The organism is Hylemonella sp. GW821-FHT10B10 (assembly GCF_059415585.1).
This window is the reverse complement of the sequence record NZ_JBWKNN010000003.1, coordinates 373,088-394,598: the sequence shown is the minus strand read 5'-3', so window position 1 is coordinate 394,598 and position 21,511 is coordinate 373,088. Positions and strand designations below refer to the sequence as shown.

The window sequence follows — 21,511 nt, the reverse complement described above, 5'->3', positions numbered from 1 at the left end:
GCCCCGAAACGACTACTTTGTCACAGCCCCCATCACCAAGTCGCAAAAAAGCCGCGGGGCTGCCGCGGCTTGCTCTGGGTGGGGCCGGCCTGCCTCGCGCCTGGCCCCTGCGACCTCCCGGCCGCTCACATCAGGCGCTTGGGCGCCTCGTGGTGATGCTCCTGGAGACGATCCTTGTGGCGCACCACCTGCCGGTCGAGCTTGTCGACCAGTTCATCCACGGCAGCGTAAAGGTCCTGGTGGGAGCTTTCCGCGAACAGGTCACTGCCCTTGACGTGGATGTTGCATTCAGCGCGTTGTCGTCGTTCCTTTTCCTTCTGTTTTTCAACTGTCAATAGCACCTTGATATCAACGAGCTGGTCAAAGTGCCGTGTGATCCGATCAAGCTTGGTCGTGACATAGGTACGCAGGGCCGGGGTGACTTCGAGGTGATGACCGCTGATCGTCAGGTTCATGAGTAGCCTCCTATTGCTCTCGGATTGGAACGTCCGCCCGTACCAGCAAGCCCGACGACGACTTCGGACTTCGCTGCTGCAGGCAAATTCACTATGCGCCCGGCCCGTTCGAAATGCAATCCCTTTTCCTTGACGCCGCGCAAGTTTTTTCACGCTCAAGACCCCTTGATTTCCGCTTGTCGCGCGGGGGCTTGCCAGCCCGAAATTGCCGGTGCAGAATGCGGGGATTCCAGCGCTTTTTTCGCCCCTGCGCGAACAGCCCCCAGGCCTTGCAAACGCGCTGTAAATCCCCGCCTCCCGCCCCCGCTCAGTGCCATAATTGCGCCTGTCGTCACTCTGGAGAACGCTCCTTGGAAACCTGCCCTAGTCGGTAGCTTTCGACTCCCTTCATGCATCGGGGGTTGGAAGCCAGCCCCACCCCTACCTGCCCGATGCCAACCCCTCAAGGGAGTGAGCCATGCTCAACATCTTCACGCTCGCCAACGGCCGGCTCTTCCAGGAAGAGATCGAGTCGCTGGAGGAGCTCTCCAGATTCCAGCCGATCTGGGTCGACCTCGAATCCCCCACGCTCGAAGAGAAGCGCTGGGTCAAGCAGTACTACGGCCTGTCCATCCCGGAAGACGCGATGGACGAGGACATCGAGGAATCCGCCCGCTTCTATGAAGAGGACAACGGCGAGCTGCACATCCGCAGCGACTTCCTGATCGCCGACGACGCCGAGCCTCGCACCGTGCGCGTGGCCTTCATCCTGAACCAGCACAACACCGGCCTGCGCAGCCGCGGCGTGCTGTTCTCCATCCACGACGAGGACGTGCCCGTGTTCCGCCTGCTGCGCATGCGCGCGCGGCGAGCTCCGGGCCTGATCGAGGATGCCAAGGACGTGCTGCTCAAGCTCTTCGACGCCGACGCAGAGTATTCGGCCGACACGCTCGAAGGCATCTACGACGAACTGGAGAAAGCCGGCAAGCTGGTGCTCTCGGGCGACGTGACCGACGCCCTGGCCGGCGAAGTGCTGGGCGCCATTGCCCGCCAGGAAGACCTGAACGGCCGCATCCGCCGCAATGTCATGGACACACGCCGCGCGGTGAGCTTCCTGTTGCGCAGCAAGATGCTGAACTCCGAGCAGTTCGAGGAGGCGCGCCAGATCCTGCGCGATATCGACTCGCTGGACTCGCACACCGCCTTCCTCTTCGACAAGATCAACTTCCTGATGGATGCGACCGTCGGTTTCATCAACATCAACCAGAACAAGATCATCAAGATCTTCTCGGTGGCCAGCGTCGCCCTGCTGCCGCCCACGCTGATCGCCAGCATCTACGGCATGAACTTCCAGTTCATGCCCGAGCTTGCGCAGACCTGGGGCTACCCCTACGCACTGGCGCTGATGGTGGCCAGTGCGCTGGTGCCCATGTGGTATTTCCGGCGCCGCGGCTGGTTGAAGTGAAGCACCCCTGAGTCGGCTGTCGCCGCCTTCCCCTCAAGGGGACAACGCCAGCGGCCCGGCCAAGCCGGTTCCACGGCGTTCGCTGGATCAAAACCTTACGACGTAACGCTTGTGCTTGGGGTTCAGCGCAGGACCTGGCTCGCGTCCGCGCTGCGCACCAGGCGCTCGGCATCCTCCTTGAGCAGGAAGCCGGTGGCCATCGCGCGATCGGCGGCGCGGCGCACGGCGGCCACATAACCCTCGTGGTTGCCATAACGCTCCTCCAGCGAGAGGCGCGGATCGCCCGTGGCCTGGCGTTCGGCGGCCGTGCGCGCGAACGGGATCATGCCGCCCACGTAGTTGCAGATCTGGCCTTGATGAAACGGCCGCGCCCCGCCGGCCGTGATGTTCCAGCCCAGGTAGGTTCCCAGAGGTGCGCCCAGCAGCACCACCGGCACGCCGCCCAGCTCGTTGCCGTCCGCGTCGACCTTGGGGGCGAACATGGACAGGACCTGCCGGATCGGCGGCGGCGCGTGACTTGCGACACCCGAGCCATCCGCCGCATTAAAACCGGGGCCCCAGTCGTAGTCGAGCACGGGCATGATGAAGTCGGGTTCGGGCAGCGTGGGGCGCAGCTGCGGCAGGGTAGGAAAGCCGATGGCCTGCTTGTGCGCTGGCGCCAGTGTCCCCTCGGCGAGCCTGGGCCAGCGGCTGGCCGGGGGCTCGATACCGCGCATGACCCAGTTGCGGAAATGCACGCGCAGCGCATTCACCGTCTCGGTGTGCGGCACGGGGTTGGCGGGCAGCGTGCCCACACCATAGTTGTTGCCCGGGCAGGTGGCGCCACTCGTGGGCAGGCCCACGCCGGGCAGACTGGTGTCAAAACCGCCCGCTCCTCCCCCATGGTTGGAACTGGCAATGTAGTAACGACGCACGTTGGACGGCAAGGGCAGGTCGGCCTTGCCGTCGGTCCCCACCCACTCCGGCGTGAGCTTGAGCGCCCACACCTCGGCCGAGCCGAAGTGTTCGACGATCTTGGGGCAGCTGCGGGTGGCCGTGCAACGGTCCAGCAGCCCCGCCGCGGCGCCGCCACGCACCGGATCGGGATGCGGCAACCACCACTGGGGCCCTTCACTGCCTGCCTGGTAGAGCTCCAGCACACCGTCCGGCTGGGCCCAGCGGAAATTCAGGGCGATACGACGGCCGGCAATGATGGGCCAGAGCCCGTCGTGCACCTGCCGGCCGGTTTCGTCCTGGTTGAAACCCAGGTGCAGCCAGCCGCGCAAAAAATTGCCCGACTGCGACACCCCGCGACCGATGCTGTGCGTCACCATGCCGGCGATCGGGTTAGGTGTGCCTCCATCATCGGCAGCCGCGGTCTTGAAGAACACGCCCAGATCGCGCCATGCGGCAAAACCGATGCCCAGGACGTAGGGCTCGGCAGAGCGGTACACCACCTGGTAGAGCTTGGTGGCGTCGAAGCCGCTCTTCAGACAGATCTGCGTCGGATCGGGTGTGCCGGGAAATGGGTTGCTGGCATCACAGCGGGCCCAGGCCCAGTCGGTGGACGGGATCGGCGTCTCGCCTATCACCTCGCCTCGTGTCGATTCGGCCACCCGAGACACCAGGCGCGATTGCCGCGTGTCCAGGCTGACGGGCTTGTAGGGCACCGGGTTCGTCTGCACGATCAAAGGCTGAGAGCCCGGACCGCTGCGGTTGACGATGCGACCGAACACCTCGCCCGTGAGGGGCGCACCGTCGGCTCCGCGCGCCAAGGGCAGTTTCAGCCAGTGCGGCTGGTCGACAGCCGCCGCGGCCCGCACTGCCGTGGCACCCGCGTTGTCGCCCTGCCAGGCGCTGGTCAGGTCGATGTCGCCGTTGCTGCGCTCGGCGATCACATTGGGCCGGCGCACGCCGCGGTTGGGTACCTCATGCCACAGCAGACCGCTGGCGCGTGCCGGCTCCAGCGGCTTGGTCAGCACGAAGGTGGCGACGTAGCGCACCTTGCCGTCGGGGTCCTTGGCCAGCGCGATGTCGTTGATGATGGCATTGGCCGCCACTGCCGGGTCGAGCTCGCCGTAGGCACGGCCGGCGATCTGCTCGTAGGCAACGCCGCCTGAGTCCTGGGCGGCCATCGGCCGCCGCTCGTCGATGACGATGCGTGTCACGCGCGCCTGCGCCGCCGGAACACAGACGCCCGCCAGAAAAACCAGCGCTGCCGAGATGGCTTTCCAGTCCATGGTCATGGTATGTCTCCTCTTTTTTCGGATCGTACCCGGATACGGGTTGCGCCGGGTCCGGCGCGGAGCTCAGATGCGCCGCAGCAGCTCGCCAACGATGGCCCGTGCGTAGCGGCTGGCGACTTCGCTCACAAACCTGGGGAAGTCCACGTGGGCCGTGTCGTCGGCACGGTCGGAGATGGTCCGCACCGCCGCAAAGGGGATGCCGTAGTCGTGGCAGACCTGGGCCACGGCAGCGCCTTCCATCTCCACGGCCAGCGGGGCATGGCCTGCCTCGTTGAGCGCGGCGTGCAGCCGGCGGGCCTCGTCGGCGGCAGAAACAAAGCGGTCGCCGCTGGCAATCAGTCCGTGGTGCACCGTGGCCGGCAGGGCCAGACCGTGCAAACCGCTGCGAGTCGCCGCCAGCAGGGCCTCGCTCAGGACGGCGTCGCAGGCGAAACGCTCGCGGCCGTAAAGAGGAATCTCGTAACGCGGGAACAGCGGCGAGGCGTCCATGTCGTGCTGCACAAACTCCTGAGCCACCACCACATCGCCCACCTGCACGCCGGGACCGATGCCGCCGGCCACACCGGTGAACACCAGGCGCTGTACGCCGAAGGCCTCAATGAGGGTGGTGGCCGTGGTGGCCGCGGCCACCTTGCCGATGCGCGAGAGGGCCAGTACCACGGGCTGGCCGTGCAGCTCACCCGACCAGAACTCGCGCCCGGCGCGCGCTGTGCGTTGCGGCCGCTGCAGCAGGTCCAGCAGGCCCTGCTGCTCCTCGGCCAGCGCACTGAGGATGGCCGTGGTGTCAGGACGCACGGCCATGGGCCTTACTTGTTGTCGCGCAATTCGCGGCGCAGGATCTTGCCCACGGGGGTCTTGGGCAAGTCGGTACGGAACTCGATCACCTTGGGCTGCTTGTAGCCGGTCAGGTTTTCCTTGCAGTAGGCACGCACCGTCTCTTCGGTCAGTGCGGGATCCTTCTTGACGATCACGAGCTTGACGGCCTCGCTGGTTTTCTCGTCGGCCACGCCCACACAGGCGCACTCCAGCACGCCGGCGAGCTTGGCCACCACGTCCTCGATCTCGTTGGGATAGACGTTGAAGCCGCTGACCAGGATCATGTCCTTCTTGCGGTCCACGATGCGGAAGAAACCGCGCTCGTCCATGATGCCGACGTCACCGCTCTTGAACCAGCCGTCGGCCGTCATGACCTTGGCGGTCTCGTCGGGACGCTGCCAGTAGCCGGCCATGACCTGCGGGCCTTTGATGCAGATCTCGCCCGGCTGGCCTTGCGGCACATCACGACCATCGTCGTCGATGATCTTCATCCACGTGCTGGGCAGCGGCACGCCGATGGTGCCGGTGTACTCGGTGGCCGTCACCGGGTTGCAGCTGGCCGAGGGGCTGGTCTCGGACAGACCGTAGCCTTCGCAGATCGGGCAACCGGTCTTCTCGAACCACTTCTGCGCCACCGCGCCCTGCACGGCCATGCCGCCGCCGACCGACACCTTGAGGTGGCTCCAGTCGACCTTGTTGAAATCGGGGTGGTTGGCCAGGCCATTGAACAGGGTGTTGACCGCCGGGAAGCTGTGGAAGGTGTGCTTGGACAGCTCCTTGAGCACGCCTGGCAGGTCACGCGGGTTCGGGATCAGGATGAGCTTGCCGCCCGTGCGCATGGACAGCATCATGCCCACCGTGAAAGCAAAGATGTGGTACAGCGGCAGCGCGCACACGCCCGTAGGCTGCTCGCCGGCCGGCACCTTCTTCATGGCCGGGCTGTTCCAGATCTCCGACTGCAGCACGTTGGAGATGACGTTGCGGTGCAACAGCACCGCACCTTTGGAGACGCCCGTGGTGCCACCGGTGTACTGCAGCACGGCCACGTCATCGGGTTTGATGGCGGGCTGGCGCAGCGTGCCGCGCTCACCCTTGGCCACCGCGTCATTGAAGCGCACGGCGCCCGGCAGGCTGAAGGCCGGCACCAGCTTCTTGACCTTGCGCACCACGAGGTTGACCAGCGCGCCCTTGAGCAGGCCCAGGCGGTCGCCCATGGCGCAGAGCACCACATGCTTGACGGGCGTGTTGGCAATGCACTTCTCCAGCGTGTGGGCGAAGTTCTCGATGATGACGATGGCCTTGGAACCCGAATCCTTGAGCTGGTGCTCCAGCTCGCGCGCCGTGTACAGAGGGTTGACGTTGACCACCACATAACCGGCGCGCAGGATGGCGGCCACGGCCGCCGGGTACTGCGGCACATTGGGCATCATGATGGCCACGCGGTCACCCTGGGCCAGGCCCAGGCCCTGCAGGTAGGCGGCAAAGGCGCGGCTCAGGCGGTCGGTCTCGCCGAAGCTCACATCCTTGCCCATGAAGCTGTAGGCGGTGCGGTCGGCGTACTGGCGGAAGCTCTCTTCCATCAAGGCCACCAACGAGGTGTAGGGTGAAGGCGGCAGATCGGCGGGCACGCCTTCGGGGTAGCTCTTGAGCCAGATGCGGTCGCTCATGTCTTGTCTCCTGTGTTTTCGGTTCTGACTTTAGCGGAACAAAAAAAGACCGTGCTGGAATTTCCAGCACGGTCGTGCTTTTTTCCTGTGGCGGGATTATGCCTCGCCAGAATCCACCGACACCCCCGGGGAAACGTCAACAGTTTTCAGGCCTTCAGGGCGACCAGCACCTCGTCCAGCATTTTCTTGGCGTCACCAAAGAGCATGCGGTTGTTTTCCTTGTAGAACAGCGGGTTATCCACGCCGGCATAACCCGAGGCCATGGAGCGCTTCATGACGATGGAGGTCTTGGCCTTCCAGACCTCCAGCACCGGCATGCCGGCGATGGGGCTGGTCGGATCGTCCTGGGCGGCCGGGTTCACGATGTCGTTGGCACCGATGACCATGGCCACGTCGGTGTCCGGGAAGTCCTCGTTGATCTCGTCCATCTCCATCACGATGTCGTAGGGCACCTTGGCCTCGGCCAGCAGCACGTTCATGTGGCCCGGCATGCGGCCCGCCACCGGGTGGATGCCGAAGCGCACCTTGACACCCTTGTCACGCAGGGTCTTGGTGATCTCGTTCACCGTGTGCTGGGCCTGGGCCACCGCCATGCCGTAACCCGGAACAATGATCACGCTCTTGGCGTCGCGCAGCAGCTCGGCGGTGTCGGCCGCGGTCACTGGCACGACTTCACCTTGCGGCTCGGCGGCGGCGCCCGACTTGGCCGGGGTGCCCGCACCGGAGCCGAAGCCGCCGGCGATGACGCTGATGAAGTTGCGGTTCATCGCGTTGCACATGATGTAGGACAGGATGGCGCCGGAGGAACCCACCAGCGCGCCGGTCACGATCAGCAGGTCGTTGGACAGCATGAAGCCGGTGGCCGCGGCGGCCCAGCCCGAGTAGCTGTTGAGCATGGACACCACCACCGGCATGTCGGCGCCGCCGATGGCCATCACCATGTGCACGCCGAACAGCAGGGCAATGACCGTCATCACGATCAGCGGCGTCATGCCCTCGGCCGCAGTGGGCGCGTGGATGAATTCGCGTCCGAACCAGATCACGACCAGCAGGCCGACCAGATTGAGCCAGTGGCGTGCGGGCAGCAGCAGGGGCTTGCCGCCGATCTTGCCGTTGAGCTTGCCGAAAGCGATCAGCGAGCCCGAGAAGGTGACCGCGCCGATCAGGATGCCGATATAGATCTCCACCTCATGGATGATCTTTTCAGCACCTTGGTACTGGACCGAGGTGTCGATGTAGCTGGCAAAGCCGACCAGGCAGGCCGCCAGGCCGACCAGGCTGTGCATCAGCGCGACCAGCTCGGGCATCTGCGTCATCTTCACCACCTTGGCGGCGTAAAGACCGATGCCGCCACCGATCACCAGCGCAACGATGATCCAGGCGATGCCGGAGGAACCGACCCGCGGGCCGAAGACGGTGGCCAGCACGGCCAGGGCCATGCCGACCATGCCGAACAAGTTGCCGCGGCGCGAGGTTTCCGGGTTGGACAGGCCACCCAGGCTCAGGACAAAAAGAATGGCGGCGCCGAGGTAGGCCACCGTAGCGAGACTTTGGGACATGATCGTCTTTCTTCTCTTTTTTATTTGCGGAACATGGCGAGCATGCGGCGGGTCACGGAGAAGCCGCCGAACATATTGACCGCCGTCAGCACGATGCCGGCGAAGGCCAGCCAGCGGATCAGCTCGTCCGGGCGACCGGCAGTGCCGGCCTCGGGCGGCGCAATCTGCACCAGCGCGCCGATGGCGATGATGCTGGAGATCGCGTTGGTCACGCTCATCAGCGGCGTGTGCAGCGCGGGCGTCACGTTCCACACCACCATGTAGCCGATGAAGCAGGCGAGCACGAAGACCGTGAAGTGGCCCAGGAAGGCCGCCGGCGCGTAGGCACCGATGAACCAGAAGGCCAGCGCGGCCACGGCGAAGATGATGGCCAGGGTCTTGGCGGGCAGCGGTGCGCCGCTGCCGTGACCGTGACCGGACTTCTTCTCGGCCACCGGGGCCGCTGCCGGCTTCGGGGCGGGCGCTGCAGCCTGCTTGAGCGGCGGGGCGGGCCAGGTGACGCTGCCGTCCTTGATGACCGTCAGGCCGCGGATGGCGTCGTCTTCCATGTTGACATTGGCGACACCGTCCTTGGCCTTGCACAGTTCCTCGCTGAGGCGGAACAGATTGGTCGCGTACAGCGTCGAGGACTGCTTGGCCAGGCGCGAAGCCAGGTCCGTGTAGCCCACGATGGTCACGCCATGTTTCACCACGGCCTGGCCCGGCTCGGTCAGCTCGCAGTTGCCGCCCTGCTCGGCGGCCATGTCCACGATCACGCTGCCCGGCTTCATGGTCTTGACCATGTCGGCGGTGATGAGCTTGGGCGCCGGCTTGCCCGGAATCAGGGCGGTGGTGATGATGATGTCGACTTCGCGGGCCTGCTGGGCGTACATCGCACGCTGCGCCGCCTGGAAACCTTCGCTCATGACCTTGGCGTAACCGCCGCCGCCCGAGCCTTCTTCTTCGTAATCAACCTTGACGAACTCGCCGCCCAGGGACACGACCTGGTCGGCCACTTCGGCACGGGTGTCATTGGCGCGCACGATGGCGCCCAGGCTGGCCGCGGTACCGATGGCCGCCAGGCCGGCCACGCCGGCGCCGGCGATGAAAACCTTGGCCGGGGGCACCTTGCCTGCAGCCGTGATCTGGCCGTTGAAGAAACGGCCGAAAGCGTTGGCCGCCTCGATGACGGCGCGGTAACCGCTGACGCCAGCCATGGAGGTCAGGGCATCCATCTTCTGGGCGCGGGAGAGCGTGCGCGGCAAGGCGTCGATGGCCAGCACCGTCGCCTTGCGGGCGGCCAGCTGCTGCATGAGCTCGGGGTTCTGGGCCGGCCAGACGAAGCCGATCAGGGCACCGCCCTCGCGCAGCAGGGCCACTTCTTCCTTGCTCGGGGGACGTACCTTGAACACGATGTCAGAAGCCGCCCACAGCGCCGCCGCGCCCTGGATGACCTCGGCGCCCGCAGCGCGGTAGGCCTCGTCGCTGAAATTGGCGGCATCCCCGGCACCGGACTCGACCGCCACCCGGAAACCAAGCTTGATCAGCTTCTCGACGACTTCGGGAACCGTCGCAACGCGCTTCTCGCCCGGGAAGGTTTCCCGTGGCACCCCGATGCGCTGCACCGCTTTGGCTGTGCCTGCTTGCATGAAAATCTCCTGGAGTTTTATGAATCGTCACGCGGGCAGGCTCCTCGGAGCGGCCCGAAACGCGACTAGCTTACCCGAGAATTACACACCCCCCAGGTATAAGCTCCATAACTATTTCCCGCCCGATTCATAATCGCCAGCTATGAACACCCGTTGGAAACCCAGCGTGACCGTGGCCGCCATCATCGAGCGGGACGGTCATTTTCTGCTGGTCGAGGAAGAAACCGCCGAAGGCCTGAAGCTCAACAACCCGGCCGGCCACCTGGATCCGGGGGAAGCGCCCGCCGAGGGTTGCGCGCGCGAGGCGCTGGAGGAAACCACCCACCGTTTCACGCCCACCCATCTGGTCGGCATCTATCTGTCACGGTTCCAGCGCCCCCTGCCCGAGACGGTGGGCGGCGGCGTGGAAGACATCACCTACCTGCGTTTTGCCTACGCCGGCGAACTGGGCGCCGTGGTGCCGGGTCGCCAGCTGGACACCGGCATCGTGCGCACGCTCTGGATGAGCCCCGACGAGATCCGCGCCAGCGCCGCGCGGCATCGCAGCCCGTTGCTGTTGCGCTGCATGGAAGATCATCTGCGCGGCCAGCGTTATCCACTGGACCTGGTCTACACCGACGCCACCGTGCAGTTGCTGCAGGGCTGAGCCTCAGCGACCCGTCACTTCGCCTTCCAGCGTGTCGCCCTGCAGATAAGCACGCAGATTGCGCAGGAACAGTTCGGCACCGCGCTGGCGGGTCCCCAGGGACGCCGAAGCGCTGTGCGGGGTCATCAGGACATTGGGCAGACTCCACAAGGGGGATTCGGGCGGCAAGGGCTCCTTGGCAAACACGTCCAGGTAGGCTCCCAGCAGATGGCCGCTGCTGAGCGCGGTGATCAGCGCCGCTTCGTCGACGATCTCGCCCCGTGCGATGTTCACCAGCCCCGCGCCGCGCGGCAGCAGGGCCAGGCGACGCGCATTGACCAGATGGCGCGTCTGCTCGGTCAGCGGGCAGGCCAATACCAGCCAGTCGCAGCCCGGCAGCAGGCCGTCGATCGCTTCCAGGCCATGCACCTGATCGAAATACGGAGCCGACTGCACCTGGCGACGCAGACCGATGGTGCGCACCCCCAGGGCCTGCAAACCACGGGCGACCCTGGTGCCGATATGGCCTGTGCCCACGATCAACGCGGTTTGCCCGCCGAGGTCATGGGGCAGGTCCGCGTCACGGATGGGCGCCCACACCCGCTGCTGCTGCGCGCGCAGCCAGTGCGGGAAACCGCGTGAAAGCATCAGCAAACCGGTCAATCCGTTCAGGGCCACGGGCTCGGCGTTGGTGCCCGCTGCGGTGCTGATGCGGATGCCGCGCTGTTTCGAAGGCAGGTAGGCCGGATGGTCCAGCCCGGCCGACACCAGCTGCAGCCAGCGCAGATTCGGTGCTGCGTCCACCAGGGACCAGTAAGCCTGGGCCTCGGGGCTGCGGTGTTTGCCCTGGGTGCCCTCCCAGATGTCGCGCGAGTAGAAGGTGGCCTCGATGCTGGCGATCTGCTCGGCGCTATAGTGCGCCCCCGGCTCGTAGTGCAGCAGCCCGAAGCGGCGCGGGGCCCGGGCCAGGATGTCCGCCAGGACCTCCTGGTAGGTCTCGGCGATGTGCCGTGAGATCAGCAGACTGGCGCTCATGTCAAAGGCTGGTCAGGTGCAGGTCCGCGACCTGCAGCCGCTCCATCTGCCAGAGCTGCGCCAGCAGGCGGGCAGCAGCCTCGGCGCCGATGACCGGCGAGGCCAGTTCGGTGAACTTGTCGTTGATGTCGGTGTCGCTCAGCGGCGCCTCGGGGTCGCCCTTGCGGCAGGGCGCGTACTGCTCGACCACACGGCCATCAAGCAGGGTGATGACGATGCGCGCGGCGCGCAGGGCCGGGAAACCGGCGCTTAAGCGCGGATCGGCCACGAGCCGGGTCTTGGCCATCAGCGCGCGGAGGCTGGCGTCAGCCAGGCGCCGGGGCTCGAAGGCGTTGAGGCGCACCGCACCGTACAACAAGGCATGGGCCACCACATAGGGCAGGCTGAACTTGGCCTCGAAGGCGGTGCGCGGCTCGAAGTTGCCGGTCACGTCCAGTGCGGTCTGGTAGGTGTCGATGCGGATGGACGCGATCTGTGCCGGATCAAGCCGCCCGCCCGCACGGATGTCCAGCATGGCATCGATGGCCGCGAAGGTGTGACCGCAGCAACCGTGGTTCTTTTGCGTGATGACCTGGATGTTGTAACGCGTGCCCAGGTCCCGCGTGGCCTCGGCCCAGTTGGGGTTCAGCGACATGGCTGCGCCGAAACCTGCGGCACCTTCGAGGATGTCGAGCGCACCTGTCACGCCATGGGCTGCGCCCTTGCCGGCATTCACCCCCACCCAAGCTGCGTGGCCCGCGTGCAGGCACTTGGTCATGGCGTCCGAGCGGAAGGCCTGCTGCAGGCCGGAGGCAAAGGTCGCCGCGGTCGCCAGCGCATGGCGCATCACTTCAGGGTTGGTTCCGTCCATCAGCGCCGCGGTGGCCGCCGCGCCGCCGAAACAGCCGATGGTGCCGGTGGTGTGGAAAAAACGGTAGTGCGAGGGCTGCACGGCCACGCCGATGCGCGTGGAGATTTCATAGCCTATGGTGATGGCCTTGAGCAGGTCGGCACCGCTGCTGCCGCGCTCCTCGGCCACGGCCAGGGCCGCGCCGATGGTCGGGCAGCCCGGGTGGTAGACCGCGTCGCGGAAGATGTCGTCGAACTCGGCCGCATGCGAGATGCTGCCGTTGATCCAGGCCGCCGTGGCCGCGAAGGCCGTGGTGCGCTGGCCCGGCAGGCTGGACCGTCCGCTGCCCAGCTCGTCGGCATGGGTGCGCATGAGCTGCGGACCCGGCGCCAGGGCGATGCCCGGGAACAGTGCCGAGAACCAGTCGATCAGCGCGCGCTTGGCATGGTGCGTGACCTCGGCGGGCAGGGGGCGGGCGGCTTCGCGTTGCGCGTACTCGGCCAGTTCATCGACGATCATGGTGCGGGGCCCGGAAGCAAGTCAGTAGCTGATGGTCATCAGCCGTTCTTCGGTCATCTCACGGATGGCGTAGGCCGGGCCTTCCCAGCCGAAACCGCTGTCCTTGACGCCGCCGAAAGGCATGGCATCGATGCGCGCGCTGGAAGCCTCGTTCACGTGCACGCCGCCAAAACGCAGGGCCTTGGCTGCCGTGAAGGCCGTGTGCAGGTCGGCCGTGAACAGGCCCACCGACAGGCCGAAGGGCTGGGCATTGGCCTGGGCCACCGCGTCGTCGATGCCGTCGAACTCGATCACCGACATCACGGGCGCGAAAATCTCCTCGCAGACCACCTTCATCTCGGCTTGCACACCCGTCAGGATGGTGGGCTGGATCACGTTGCCCACCCGCTGGCCGCCGGTCAGCAGGCGCGCACCGGCCGCAACGGCCTCGTCCACCCAGGACTGGGCACGCCTGGCATGGTGTTCGCTGATCATGGGTCCGATGATGGTGGCCGCATCGGCCGGGTCGCCGGCCTTCATCTTCTGCGCGGCAGCCACCAGCTGGGGCACGAAGGTGGCGGCGATGCGGCGGTCCACATACAGGCGCTGCACCGAGGTGCAGACCTGGCCCGCCTTGCGAAAACCCGCGTTGAGGATCTTGGGTATGGCCAGCACCGGGTCGGCGTCATGACAGACGATGGTGCTGGCGATACTGCCCAGTTCCATCTGCGTGCGACGCAGACCGGCAGCGCGCTGGATCTCGCGGCCCACGCGGGTGCTGCCCGTGAACGCGTAGAAAGCAATGCGCTGGTCGGCACACAGCTGCGGACCGACCACGGCGCCGTCGCCGTGCACCAGGGCCAGCAGGGTGGGCGGCAGGCCGGCCTCGATCAGGATCTTGCAGAGCTCCACGGCGGTGAGCGGCGTGAACTCCGAGGGCTTGATCACCACGGCGTTGCCGCCGGCCAGCGCCGGGCCCACCTTGTGCACGAGCACATTGAGCGGTGAATTGAAGGGCGTGATCACGCACACCACACCACGCGGGGAGCGCAGGGTGAATCCGACGCGGTTCTTCACACCGTCCGCCGCCTGCATGGGCACCATCTCGCCGTTCAGGCGCTTGGCCTCTTCGGCGCAGAGCTCGAAGGTCTGCACGCAGCGCCGCACTTCGTTGTCGCCATCGGCGCGGGTGAAGCCGGCCTCGTGCCGCATGAGCTCGATCAACGGCTCCATGCGCGATTCGACGATGCGTGCCGCGGCCAGCAGGATCTTGTAGCGCTGGTAGGGCGTGAGCGTGGACTGCTGCTGGCCCACCACGGCACCGGCCACGGCGGCCGTCACCTGCTCGGGCGAAGCCACGGCCATCTCGCCATAGACCTGGCCGTCGTACTTGTCGCGCAGGGCCTGGCTGGACACACCGGCCACCCACTGCCCGCCGATCAGCAGCTGTTTCATCATGCGGCTCCGGCGTAGGTCTGCTGGTTGCCGCGCGTGTTGACCTTGAGGCCTTCCATGAACTTGTTGCGGATCTTGGCCGCGTCGCGCTCGGTCACGCCGGCCGGCGGTGCCATGTCGGTGCGGGCGCAGATGAAGAGCGGGCCTTCGCCCGTGAGCGCGGCCTCGACCAGGGCCTCGAAGTGCGCCTCGTCCCGCGCCCAGACACTCTGGACCAGGCCCGAGCCCTTGCCGATGGCCACCAGGTCTACATTGGTGGAGGTCAGCGTGGGCTGGCCGCCGGTGATCTGGTAGGAACCGTTGTCCCAGACGATGACAACCAGGTTCCTGAGCTTGAGATTGGCGATGGTGCCCAGGGTACCGAGCTGCATCAGCAGGGAGCCGTCACCTTCCAACGCAAACACCTTGCGTTGCGGCTGGGCCAGGGCCACGCCGATGGCGATGGGCGCGGCCAGACCCATGGTGCCCAGCATGTAGAAGTTCTGCGCGCGTTGGCCGGCGGCCCAGAGATCAAAGTGGGTGTGGCCTATGCCGCCGACCACAGCTTCTTCGTGCTTGAGTTTGGCGACCAGGCGACGCGTCAGGTCGGAGCGGTTCATGACCTTGGCCGTTTCACGGCCCACGGATTCGAGCAGTTGTGCGTTCATGACATACACCTCAGTTCTTCTTCACGCGCGCGGTCAGCAGCGGCGACAGGATCATGGCGGCCGCAGCCTGGGTGGCGTAAGCCTGTTTGATCATACGGTCAGCGATGAATTCCACATCGTCCTGGCGCTCGATGGCGTAGTTTTCGATGTTGAGCGAATTCAGGATAGGGCGCATGGTGCGGCAGACGATGACCTGGCCCAGCTGGAAATCGCCCAGGGTGCCACGCTCCGAGATCAGCATCAGCAGGGGAATCTGGTAAGGCACGGTCAGCGAGGCCAGGGCATTGGGCAGGGTGGCAAAACCGCTGGTCTGCATGAGCACGATGCCGCGCAGGCCGCCCATATAGGCGCCGGTCACGATGCCCACGGCCTCTTCCTCGCGCGCCGGGCAGACCACCGTGAAATACGGGTCGGCGTGCAGACGCTTGATCAAGGGGGCCAGCACCTTGTCGGGCACATAGGTGATGAGCTTGATCTCGTTCGCCTTGAAGACGCGGACCAGGGTCTCGTCCCAGGTTTCGCCGGCAAGGCCGGCAGCTTCTTGCGCCATGGCAATACTCTCCTGTTGATTTCAGATGACAACCGATGCACCGCCGGGGCCATGCATCGTCAATTTTTCGCGCCGAGTTCTTACTCGTCACCCACCTTGAGTTGGCTCGGCAGGCGTTTTTCGATGGCCCACTTGAGCAGGGCCGCGCTGCGGAAAAAACCGTGCGCGAACTTGCCATAGGGCAGCGTGAGGAACAGGGCCATCACGAAACCCAGGTGCAGGGCCAGGGTGGCCGGCATGACGGCCGTTCCGCGCGCCGCCCACAGGCCCAGGCCCGTCAGCGAGGTGAAGAACAGCAAGGCGATGAAGCCGCGGTCCATGGGTTTTTGCGCCGCGTCGCCATGCTGCGGGTGACGCCGCAGGTTGAGCCAGTACAGGCCCGCCGTGCCGATGAGCAGCAGCACACCACCCACGGCGCCCAGGATCTTGGGCAGGCCGGGCAGGTCATAGGGCGCGACCCAGCCGAAAAGGTAGTGGTACAGCGTGGCCACGCTGGTGGCCGCAAAACACAGCATGAAGCCGTAGAAGGTAGCGTGGTGGAAGGCGCGTCGCTTTTTCGTCCAGGCGTCGTCCTCGTTGTGGCAGCCCTCACCGTGGCCGCCGTCCAGGTACTTGAGACGCAACACGTCGTGCGTGGCTTCCAGCGCCGCACCGCCCTGCACGGCCGCAATCACCGGGGCCTCGTAGTCGCGGCCCGGCGTGACCTCGCGCCAGAAGCGGCGCAAGCCCAGGCCCAGGGCCAGCAGGGCAAACAGGAACACCGGTGCGAACAGGCTCACCAGCAGGTTGTGCGGGAAGATGCCGTAGAAGTCCGCCGAGGCCGGCACGCGCCACAGGGTGTCCTTGAGCCACAGGGTCAGCATCATGAAAAAGGCCAGCGCGCCGGCCGTGGCCAGGGAGAGCGTGAGGCCGTTGCGCTGGTAGAGCTGGCCCAGTACCGGCGGCCAGGCGAAGTCCGTGTAGGTCTGCAGGCGCACCTTGGCCATGGCCTGCGGCACGTTGACCGCGAACTCGTGCGGCGGGGCGTACTGGCAGGCGTGCAGGCAGGCGCCGCAGTTGTGGCAGAGGTTGGCCAGGTAATGCACGTCGGCGGCGTTGAAGGACAGGCGGCGTGTCATGGCCGGGAAGACGGCGCAGAAACCCTCGCAATAGCGGCAGGCATTGCAGATCTGCAGCTGGCGCGCCACCTCGGCTTCCGCCGTGCCGGGCACGACTTCACCGTTGGCCAGGGCCCGCGCCTCGCGGGTCAAAGTCTCAAGCTGCTGCACGTTGCTTCTCCGTATCCTTGATGTTCAGGGCAGCCTTCGCCGCCTCGGTGCCGGCGATGCGGCCGAAGGCCGTGCCGATGGACATGCCCACACCCGCCGTGTAGCCCTTGCCCAGCACATTGCCGGCCATCATCTCGCCGGCGACATAGAGGTTGTCGCTGGGCTGGCCGCCGAAATGCACGGCGGCCCGCTCGTCGACCTTGAGCCCCAGGTAGGTGAAGGTGATGCCCGGGCGCAGCGCGTAGCCGTAGAACGGCCCGGTGTCGATGGGCAGGGCCCAATGGGTCTTGGCGGGGGTGATGCCTTCGGTGTGGCAGTCGTCCAGCGCCGTGTGGTCGAAGGTGCCGACGCGGCAGGCCGCGTTGTAGGCGTTCAGGGTCTGCATGAAGGCAGCCTCGTCCAGGCCCAGCTTGCGCGCGAGTTCGGGCAGGCTGTCGGCCTGGATGCCCGGGAACACTGGCGGCATGAAGCGGCCCACGGCCTTGCTGTCGATGATGGAGTAACCGATCTGCCCCGGCTGCTGGGCCACCAGGCGGCCCCAGATGGCGTAGCGCTTGGGCCAGAAGTCCTCGCCTTCGTCGTAGAAACGCCGGGCATGTTTGTTGACCACCACCCCGAGCGAGACGCAGTCCAGCCGGGTGCAGATGCCGCCGTCGTATTCCGGGGCGCGCGCGTCGATGGCCACGCAGTGCGACTGCGAGGGGTCGCCAATCATGTCGGCGCCGTGGGCCATCATGTCCTTGATGAGCACACCCTGGTTGAAACGCGTGCCACGGATCAGGAAGTTGTCGGCCGGCCACTCGCCATCGGCGTTCTGGCCCCAGGCCTCGCGCAGCCAGGCGCGGTTGGACTCGAAACCACCGGCGGCCAGCACGCAGGCTTTGGCCTCGATGCGCTCAGTGCCGATGTAGGCCGCCTTGAACTTTCCGTCCTGGATGTCCAGGCGATCGACAGCCGCGTTGTAGCGGATCTGCACGCCCAGCTTCTCGGCGCTGCGGTAGTAGGCGTTGACCAGGGCCTTGCCCCCGCCCATGAAAAAGGCGTTGGTGCGCGACAGGCTCAGGGTGCCTGAGAGCGAGGGCTGGAAGCGCACGCCGTGTTTCATCATCCAGGGCCTGCAGGTCGAGGAAGCGCGGATGGTCAGGCGGGCCAGATGCTCGTTGGTGATGCCGCCGGTGACCTTGAGCAGGTCCTGCCAGAACTCTTCTTCGGGGTAGGCCTCCTGCAACACGTCCTGCGGCGCATCGTGCATGCAACGCAGATTGCGCGTGTGGATGGAATTGCCGCCGCGCCACTCCTTGGGCGCGGATTCCAGCAGCATCACTCTGGCCCCGGCCTCGCGGGCCATCAGCGCAGCGCACAGGGCGGCGTTGCCGCCACCGATCACCAGAACATCCAGACTCATGACATCAACCCCACACTCCCTGCACTACAAAATTCATGCGCCGCCCCCGGGGCCTCTGCAGGCCGGGGAGCGGGACGCTCAGCGTGTTCCGTTCAGAACTGGTACTTGCGCAGGCCACCGTCCACCGGGATGACCGCGCCCGTGATGTAGCTGGCGCGTGTCGAGGCCAGGAAGGTCACCAGATTGGCCAGCTCCTCCGGATCGCCGTAACGGCCCACGGGAATCTCGTTCTCGCACTGCCACTTCTGGTATTCGGGCGAGTAGTTGCGCATGATCTGTTCGGAAATGATGCGCCCGGGCGGCACGCAGTTCACGGTGATGCCGTGCTGGCCCACCATGCGCGAGAGGCCCTTGGCCCAGCTGTGGACGCCGGCCTTGGCGCAGAAGGCACCATTGATGTGTTCGGGTTCGCTCTTGCCCGTGATGCACACGATGCGGCCCCACTTGCGCGCGATCATCTGGTCGATCAGGGCGTCACCGAGCTGGCGCGGGCGATGGAAGTTCAGCGTGATCGCTTCCTGCCACTGCTCTTCGCTCACGTGCAGGTCCTTGAAGCTGCGCGAGCCACCGGCGTTGTTGATCAGAATGTCCACATGGCCCAGGCCCTTGACGGCAGCCTGCGCCAGCTTCTGCGCGGCATCGTCGGCGTACATGTCCTGCTCGATCAGCACCGGCGCGTGGCCGCCCGCGGCCACGATCTCGGCGGCGACTTCCTTGAGCTTGTCCACGCGCCGCGCCGTGATGGCCAGGCGCACGCCTTCGGCGGCCAGGGCCTTGGCAATGGCACGGCCGATGCCCACGCTGGCGCCGGTGACCAGCGCTGTCTTGTCCTTGAGCTGCAAATCCATGACCTTGAGTCTCCTTCAGATGAGTGCGTGAACTCTATACCGGAGAGACCTTTCGGGCGAGAGGGGCCCAGGCTCAGGGGTATCACAAGTTGTGATGGCCCCTCAGCCGCCCACGGCCTGCGCCGCCAGGCGGCCCGCACGCCGGCCCGAAACGAAAGCCCAGGCCAGGTGGTGGCCATGGCCCTTGAGCAGCAGGCCGCCCTGGCCCGTGGAGCCGGCCGCGTAGAGGCCGGGCAGGGCCTGGTTGCTGGCACCCAGCACGCGGTGCTGGCTGTCCACCCGCAGACCGCCTTCGCTGTGCACAAAAACCGAACGCACCGGACCCAGGGCCACATAGGGCCCCGCGCCCAGGGGACGCACAGGGAACGCCGCCACGCTGGCCGCCAGCGCCTGCGCGTCCATCCCCAGCTTGCCCGCCAGCGCTGCCAGCGTGGGGGCCTCGGTGTAGACGTCGGGGCGGTTCTGACGGTAGTCGGGGATGTAGGCGTAGGCGATGCCCGGCGCGGTGGACACGAAGTGCGGCCAGGCCGAGAACTGGCGCGCCAGCGCCGCGTCGATCACGATGTAGCCCAGCTTGCCGGGCTGGTCTGGCAGGCGCCAGGCCGCCCTGTCGAGTTCGTTGCCAAAGCGTTCGCCGCGCTGGTTGACCAGCAGGGCGCCCTGCTCGAACAAAGCCGTCGAGGGCGCCAGCGCCGTGGTCAGGAACTTCATCATGAAGGGCCGCAGGATGGCCTGGGGCAGGTGGTCCAGCGACCACTGCATGAAGACGGCCAGCCAGCGCCAGGGCGGCAGGCGCCGCACCAGGGTCTCCCTGGCCGGGGCGATGAAACGGATCTCCGGGCCCAGGGCCAGGTCGCCGTTGACGATGGTCGCGCCCAGGGTCTCACCCAGGCGCTGGCCGTCGCCCGTGGCCGTGAGGTTCACGCCCTCCACCTTGGCCTCCTGTGGCCCCATGAAACGGGCCTTGAACTCGGGTCCATTGGTGAAGTCGCCAGCGGCCAGCACCACACCGCCGCGCGCGCGGTAGCGCATCAGCCCGATGTCGCCCTCGGCATCCACGCCGGTGACGCGGCCTTGCTCCTGCAGCAGCGCGGTCACGCGCAGGCCGGTGCGGATCTCCACGCCCGCGCGGCGCGCGCGCCGGCCCAGGTGGTAGATGAAGGAGCGCGAATTGGGCAGCACGTTGTGCATGCGCGGCTGGCGGTGCGGCGGTTCGGGCATGGGGCCCATGAAACGCACGCCACTGTCGAGCAGCCACTGGAAGGTGGTCGGGATTTCGTCACAGAGGATGCGCCGCAGCTCCGCGTTGTCGCGGGCATCGAGATCGCCCGCAAAACCCGGCATATCGGCCCAGTGGTCCGCAGGGTTGTCGACGATGCCGCGTTTCTTCTGGTGCGGTGTGCCGCTGGACGTGACCGAACCGATGGACCAGGCCGTCGAACCGCCCAGGGCCGGGTTCTTTTCCAGCAGCAGCACGCTGCGCCCGCTCTCGCGCGCCTCGATGGCCGCCGCCAGGCCGGCACCACCACCGCCGACCACCACCACGTCGTAAGTCAGTTCTGATCTCTGCATGCGCGGGCGCTCAATCCAGTTTGATCTTGGCGGCGTCGATCACGGCGCTCCACTTGGCCGTCTCCACTTCGTTGCGCTTCTGCGCGTCGGCCACCGTGCCGCCCAGGGCCACGATGCCCAGGCCCTCCCAACGCTGCACCAGGTCCTTGTCCTTGAGGGCGGCATTGAGTTCGGCGTTGAGCTTGCCCACGATGGCCGCGGGCGTGCCGCTGGCCACCGAGAGCGTGTACCAGGGCACGGAGGAATAGCCGGGGATGCCGGCCTCGGCCACGGTGGGCACGTCGGGCAGGCTGGGGCTGCGCGTGGTGCCGGTCACGGCCAGGGCGCGCACCTTGCCGCCCTTGAGCTGCGGGTGGGCCGTGCCCAGGCTTTCAAAGAGCATGTCGATCTGGCCGCCCAGCAGGTCGGCCATGGCCGGGGCCCCGCCGCGGTAGGGCACGTGCACGTACTCCACCTTGCTCATGTAACGGAAGAGCTCGGCCGCCATGTGCATGGCCGAACCGTTGCCGGCCGAACCATAGGTCAGCTTGCCGGGTTGGGCGCGGGCCAGGGCCAGCAGCTCCTGCACCGATTTGGCCGGCAGATCCTGCTTGACGATGAGCACGCTCGGAGCCTCGGCCAGCAGGATCACCGGCTTGAGTTCCTTCAAGGGGTCGTAACGCAGATTGGGATAGAGCTTGACCGCGCCGTTGTGCGCGATGGTGGCCAGCACCAGGGTGTAGCCATCGGCCGCGCCCCTGGCCACCTGCTCGCCACCGGTGTGGCCGCCGGCACCGGGTTTGTTCTCCACCACCACGGGCTGGCCCAGGCGCGGGCCCAGTTTCTCGGCCACGGAACGTGCGAGCAGGTCGGCCGGACCGCCGGCCGCGTAGGGCACGACGATCCTCACGGGCTTGCTCGGGAAAACCTCCTGGGCTGTGGCCAGCAGAGCGCCTGCCAGCAGACTGCAGCTCAGCAGCGACTTGAAAATCTTGTTCAGCATGGT

General features: G+C 66.5%; 18 protein-coding genes. 2 read left to right on the top strand and 16 right to left on the bottom strand.

Going from position 1 to position 21,511, the window contains the following annotated elements:
- Positions 1-125: 125 nt before the first annotated feature.
- Positions 126-455: a ribosome hibernation-promoting factor, HPF/YfiA family gene (gene hpf / locus AC07NT_RS15395; RefSeq protein WP_460489619.1), complete on the bottom strand. Its 330-nt coding sequence runs from the start codon at positions 453-455 to the stop codon at positions 126-128.
- Between the two features lie 457 nt (positions 456-912).
- Between hpf and corA the strand changes: the two genes are divergently transcribed.
- The gene (gene corA, locus AC07NT_RS15390; protein WP_498599245.1) at positions 913-1,899 is read left to right on the top strand and encodes a magnesium/cobalt transporter CorA; all 987 of its coding nucleotides are present in this window, start codon (positions 913-915) and stop codon (positions 1,897-1,899) included.
- Positions 1,900-2,021: 122 nt separating this feature from the next.
- Here corA and AC07NT_RS15385 read toward each other — a convergent pair whose 3' ends face one another.
- The 5 genes from AC07NT_RS15385 to AC07NT_RS15365 all read right to left on the bottom strand — a co-directional run bounded on the left by AC07NT_RS15385 (position 2,022) and on the right by AC07NT_RS15365 (position 9,794).
- Positions 2,022-4,124 carry an alpha/beta hydrolase domain-containing protein gene (locus AC07NT_RS15385; protein WP_498599246.1) on the bottom strand — a complete coding sequence of 701 codons (2,103 nt, stop codon included), beginning with the start codon at positions 4,122-4,124 and terminating at the stop codon, positions 2,022-2,024.
- Positions 4,125-4,187: 63 nt separating this feature from the next.
- Entirely contained in the window at positions 4,188-4,925 is a 738-nt protein-coding gene (locus AC07NT_RS15380; RefSeq protein ID WP_498599247.1) for a 5'-methylthioadenosine/adenosylhomocysteine nucleosidase, read from the bottom strand.
- A 5-nt stretch (positions 4,926-4,930) separates the two neighbouring features.
- Entirely contained in the window at positions 4,931-6,607 is a 1,677-nt protein-coding gene (locus AC07NT_RS15375) for a long-chain-fatty-acid--CoA ligase (RefSeq protein WP_498599248.1), read from the bottom strand.
- Positions 6,608-6,753: 146 nt separating this feature from the next.
- Positions 6,754-8,166 carry a Re/Si-specific NAD(P)(+) transhydrogenase subunit beta gene (pntB, locus tag AC07NT_RS15370; RefSeq protein ID WP_498599249.1) on the bottom strand — a complete coding sequence of 471 codons (1,413 nt, stop codon included), beginning with the start codon at positions 8,164-8,166 and terminating at the stop codon, positions 6,754-6,756.
- 20 nt (positions 8,167-8,186) lie between these two features.
- Complete coding sequence (locus AC07NT_RS15365) at positions 8,187-9,794, bottom strand: Re/Si-specific NAD(P)(+) transhydrogenase subunit alpha (RefSeq protein WP_498599250.1); 1,608 nt, start codon at positions 9,792-9,794, stop codon at positions 8,187-8,189.
- A gap of 142 nt (positions 9,795-9,936) precedes the next feature.
- Between AC07NT_RS15365 and AC07NT_RS15360 the strand changes: the two genes are divergently transcribed.
- Entirely contained in the window at positions 9,937-10,440 is a 504-nt protein-coding gene (locus AC07NT_RS15360; RefSeq protein ID WP_498599251.1) for an NUDIX hydrolase, read from the top strand.
- A 3-nt stretch (positions 10,441-10,443) separates the two neighbouring features.
- Here the strand turns inward: AC07NT_RS15360 and AC07NT_RS15355 are convergent, their stop codons facing one another.
- The 10 genes from AC07NT_RS15355 to AC07NT_RS15310 all read right to left on the bottom strand — a co-directional run bounded on the left by AC07NT_RS15355 (position 10,444) and on the right by AC07NT_RS15310 (position 21,508).
- Positions 10,444-11,454 (bottom strand): D-2-hydroxyacid dehydrogenase, encoded by a 1,011-nt coding sequence (locus AC07NT_RS15355; RefSeq protein ID WP_498599252.1) that lies wholly within the window; start codon positions 11,452-11,454, stop codon positions 10,444-10,446.
- A 1-nt stretch (position 11,455) separates the two neighbouring features.
- Complete coding sequence (locus AC07NT_RS15350; protein WP_498599253.1) at positions 11,456-12,802, bottom strand: MmgE/PrpD family protein; 1,347 nt, start codon at positions 12,800-12,802, stop codon at positions 11,456-11,458.
- Positions 12,803-12,823: 21 nt separating this feature from the next.
- Positions 12,824-14,236: an aldehyde dehydrogenase family protein gene (locus tag AC07NT_RS15345; RefSeq protein WP_498599661.1), complete on the bottom strand. Its 1,413-nt coding sequence runs from the start codon at positions 14,234-14,236 to the stop codon at positions 12,824-12,826.
- Positions 14,236-14,883 carry a thiamine pyrophosphate-dependent enzyme gene (locus tag AC07NT_RS15340; RefSeq protein ID WP_498599254.1) on the bottom strand — a complete coding sequence of 216 codons (648 nt, stop codon included), beginning with the start codon at positions 14,881-14,883 and terminating at the stop codon, positions 14,236-14,238. Before AC07NT_RS15340 ends, AC07NT_RS15345 begins: the two co-directional genes overlap by 1 nt.
- 10 nt (positions 14,884-14,893) lie before the next feature.
- A complete protein-coding gene (locus tag AC07NT_RS15335; protein ID WP_498599255.1) occupies positions 14,894-15,433 on the bottom strand; it encodes a thiamine pyrophosphate-binding protein in 540 nt (179 codons plus the stop codon).
- Positions 15,434-15,513: 80 nt separating this feature from the next.
- Positions 15,514-16,701, bottom strand: a complete 1,188-nt coding sequence (tcuB, locus tag AC07NT_RS15330; RefSeq protein WP_498599256.1) for a tricarballylate utilization 4Fe-4S protein TcuB — start codon at positions 16,699-16,701, stop codon at positions 15,514-15,516.
- Positions 16,688-18,106 (bottom strand): FAD-dependent tricarballylate dehydrogenase TcuA, encoded by a 1,419-nt coding sequence (gene tcuA / locus AC07NT_RS15325; RefSeq protein ID WP_498599257.1) that lies wholly within the window; start codon positions 18,104-18,106, stop codon positions 16,688-16,690. The genes tcuB and tcuA overlap by 14 nt, the downstream gene beginning before the upstream one ends.
- A 92-nt stretch (positions 18,107-18,198) precedes the next feature.
- Positions 18,199-18,954 (bottom strand): SDR family oxidoreductase, encoded by a 756-nt coding sequence (locus tag AC07NT_RS15320; RefSeq protein WP_498599258.1) that lies wholly within the window; start codon positions 18,952-18,954, stop codon positions 18,199-18,201.
- A gap of 102 nt (positions 18,955-19,056) precedes the next feature.
- The gene (locus tag AC07NT_RS15315) at positions 19,057-20,526 is read right to left on the bottom strand and encodes an FAD-dependent oxidoreductase (RefSeq protein ID WP_498599259.1); all 1,470 of its coding nucleotides are present in this window, start codon (positions 20,524-20,526) and stop codon (positions 19,057-19,059) included.
- A gap of 10 nt (positions 20,527-20,536) precedes the next feature.
- Positions 20,537-21,508, bottom strand: coding sequence for a tripartite tricarboxylate transporter substrate binding protein (locus AC07NT_RS15310; RefSeq protein ID WP_498599260.1), 972 nt, complete (start codon positions 21,506-21,508; stop codon positions 20,537-20,539).
- Between the last annotated feature and the right edge of the window lie 3 nt (positions 21,509-21,511).

Coding starts and splice junctions, on each gene's coding strand:
- hpf (WP_460489619.1), bottom strand. CDS start 455: ATGAACCTGACGATCAGCGGTCATCACCTCGAAGTCACCCCGGCCCTG.
- corA (WP_498599245.1), top strand. CDS start 913: ATGCTCAACATCTTCACGCTCGCCAACGGCCGGCTCTTCCAGGAAGAG.
- AC07NT_RS15385 (WP_498599246.1), bottom strand. CDS start 4,124: ATGACCATGGACTGGAAAGCCATCTCGGCAGCGCTGGTTTTTCTGGCG.
- AC07NT_RS15380 (WP_498599247.1), bottom strand. CDS start 4,925: ATGGCCGTGCGTCCTGACACCACGGCCATCCTCAGTGCGCTGGCCGAG.
- AC07NT_RS15375 (WP_498599248.1), bottom strand. CDS start 6,607: ATGAGCGACCGCATCTGGCTCAAGAGCTACCCCGAAGGCGTGCCCGCC.
- pntB (WP_498599249.1), bottom strand. CDS start 8,166: ATGTCCCAAAGTCTCGCTACGGTGGCCTACCTCGGCGCCGCCATTCTT.
- AC07NT_RS15365 (WP_498599250.1), bottom strand. CDS start 9,794: ATGCAAGCAGGCACAGCCAAAGCGGTGCAGCGCATCGGGGTGCCACGG.
- AC07NT_RS15360 (WP_498599251.1), top strand. CDS start 9,937: ATGAACACCCGTTGGAAACCCAGCGTGACCGTGGCCGCCATCATCGAG.
- AC07NT_RS15355 (WP_498599252.1), bottom strand. CDS start 11,454: ATGAGCGCCAGTCTGCTGATCTCACGGCACATCGCCGAGACCTACCAG.
- AC07NT_RS15350 (WP_498599253.1), bottom strand. CDS start 12,802: ATGATCGTCGATGAACTGGCCGAGTACGCGCAACGCGAAGCCGCCCGC.
- AC07NT_RS15345 (WP_498599661.1), bottom strand. CDS start 14,236: ATGAAACAGCTGCTGATCGGCGGGCAGTGGGTGGCCGGTGTGTCCAGC.
- AC07NT_RS15340 (WP_498599254.1), bottom strand. CDS start 14,883: ATGAACGCACAACTGCTCGAATCCGTGGGCCGTGAAACGGCCAAGGTC.
- AC07NT_RS15335 (WP_498599255.1), bottom strand. CDS start 15,433: ATGGCGCAAGAAGCTGCCGGCCTTGCCGGCGAAACCTGGGACGAGACC.
- tcuA (WP_498599257.1), bottom strand. CDS start 18,106: ATGAGTCTGGATGTTCTGGTGATCGGTGGCGGCAACGCCGCCCTGTGC.
- AC07NT_RS15320 (WP_498599258.1), bottom strand. CDS start 18,954: ATGGATTTGCAGCTCAAGGACAAGACAGCGCTGGTCACCGGCGCCAGC.
- AC07NT_RS15315 (WP_498599259.1), bottom strand. CDS start 20,526: ATGCAGAGATCAGAACTGACTTACGACGTGGTGGTGGTCGGCGGTGGT.
- AC07NT_RS15310 (WP_498599260.1), bottom strand. CDS start 21,508: ATGCTGAACAAGATTTTCAAGTCGCTGCTGAGCTGCAGTCTGCTGGCA.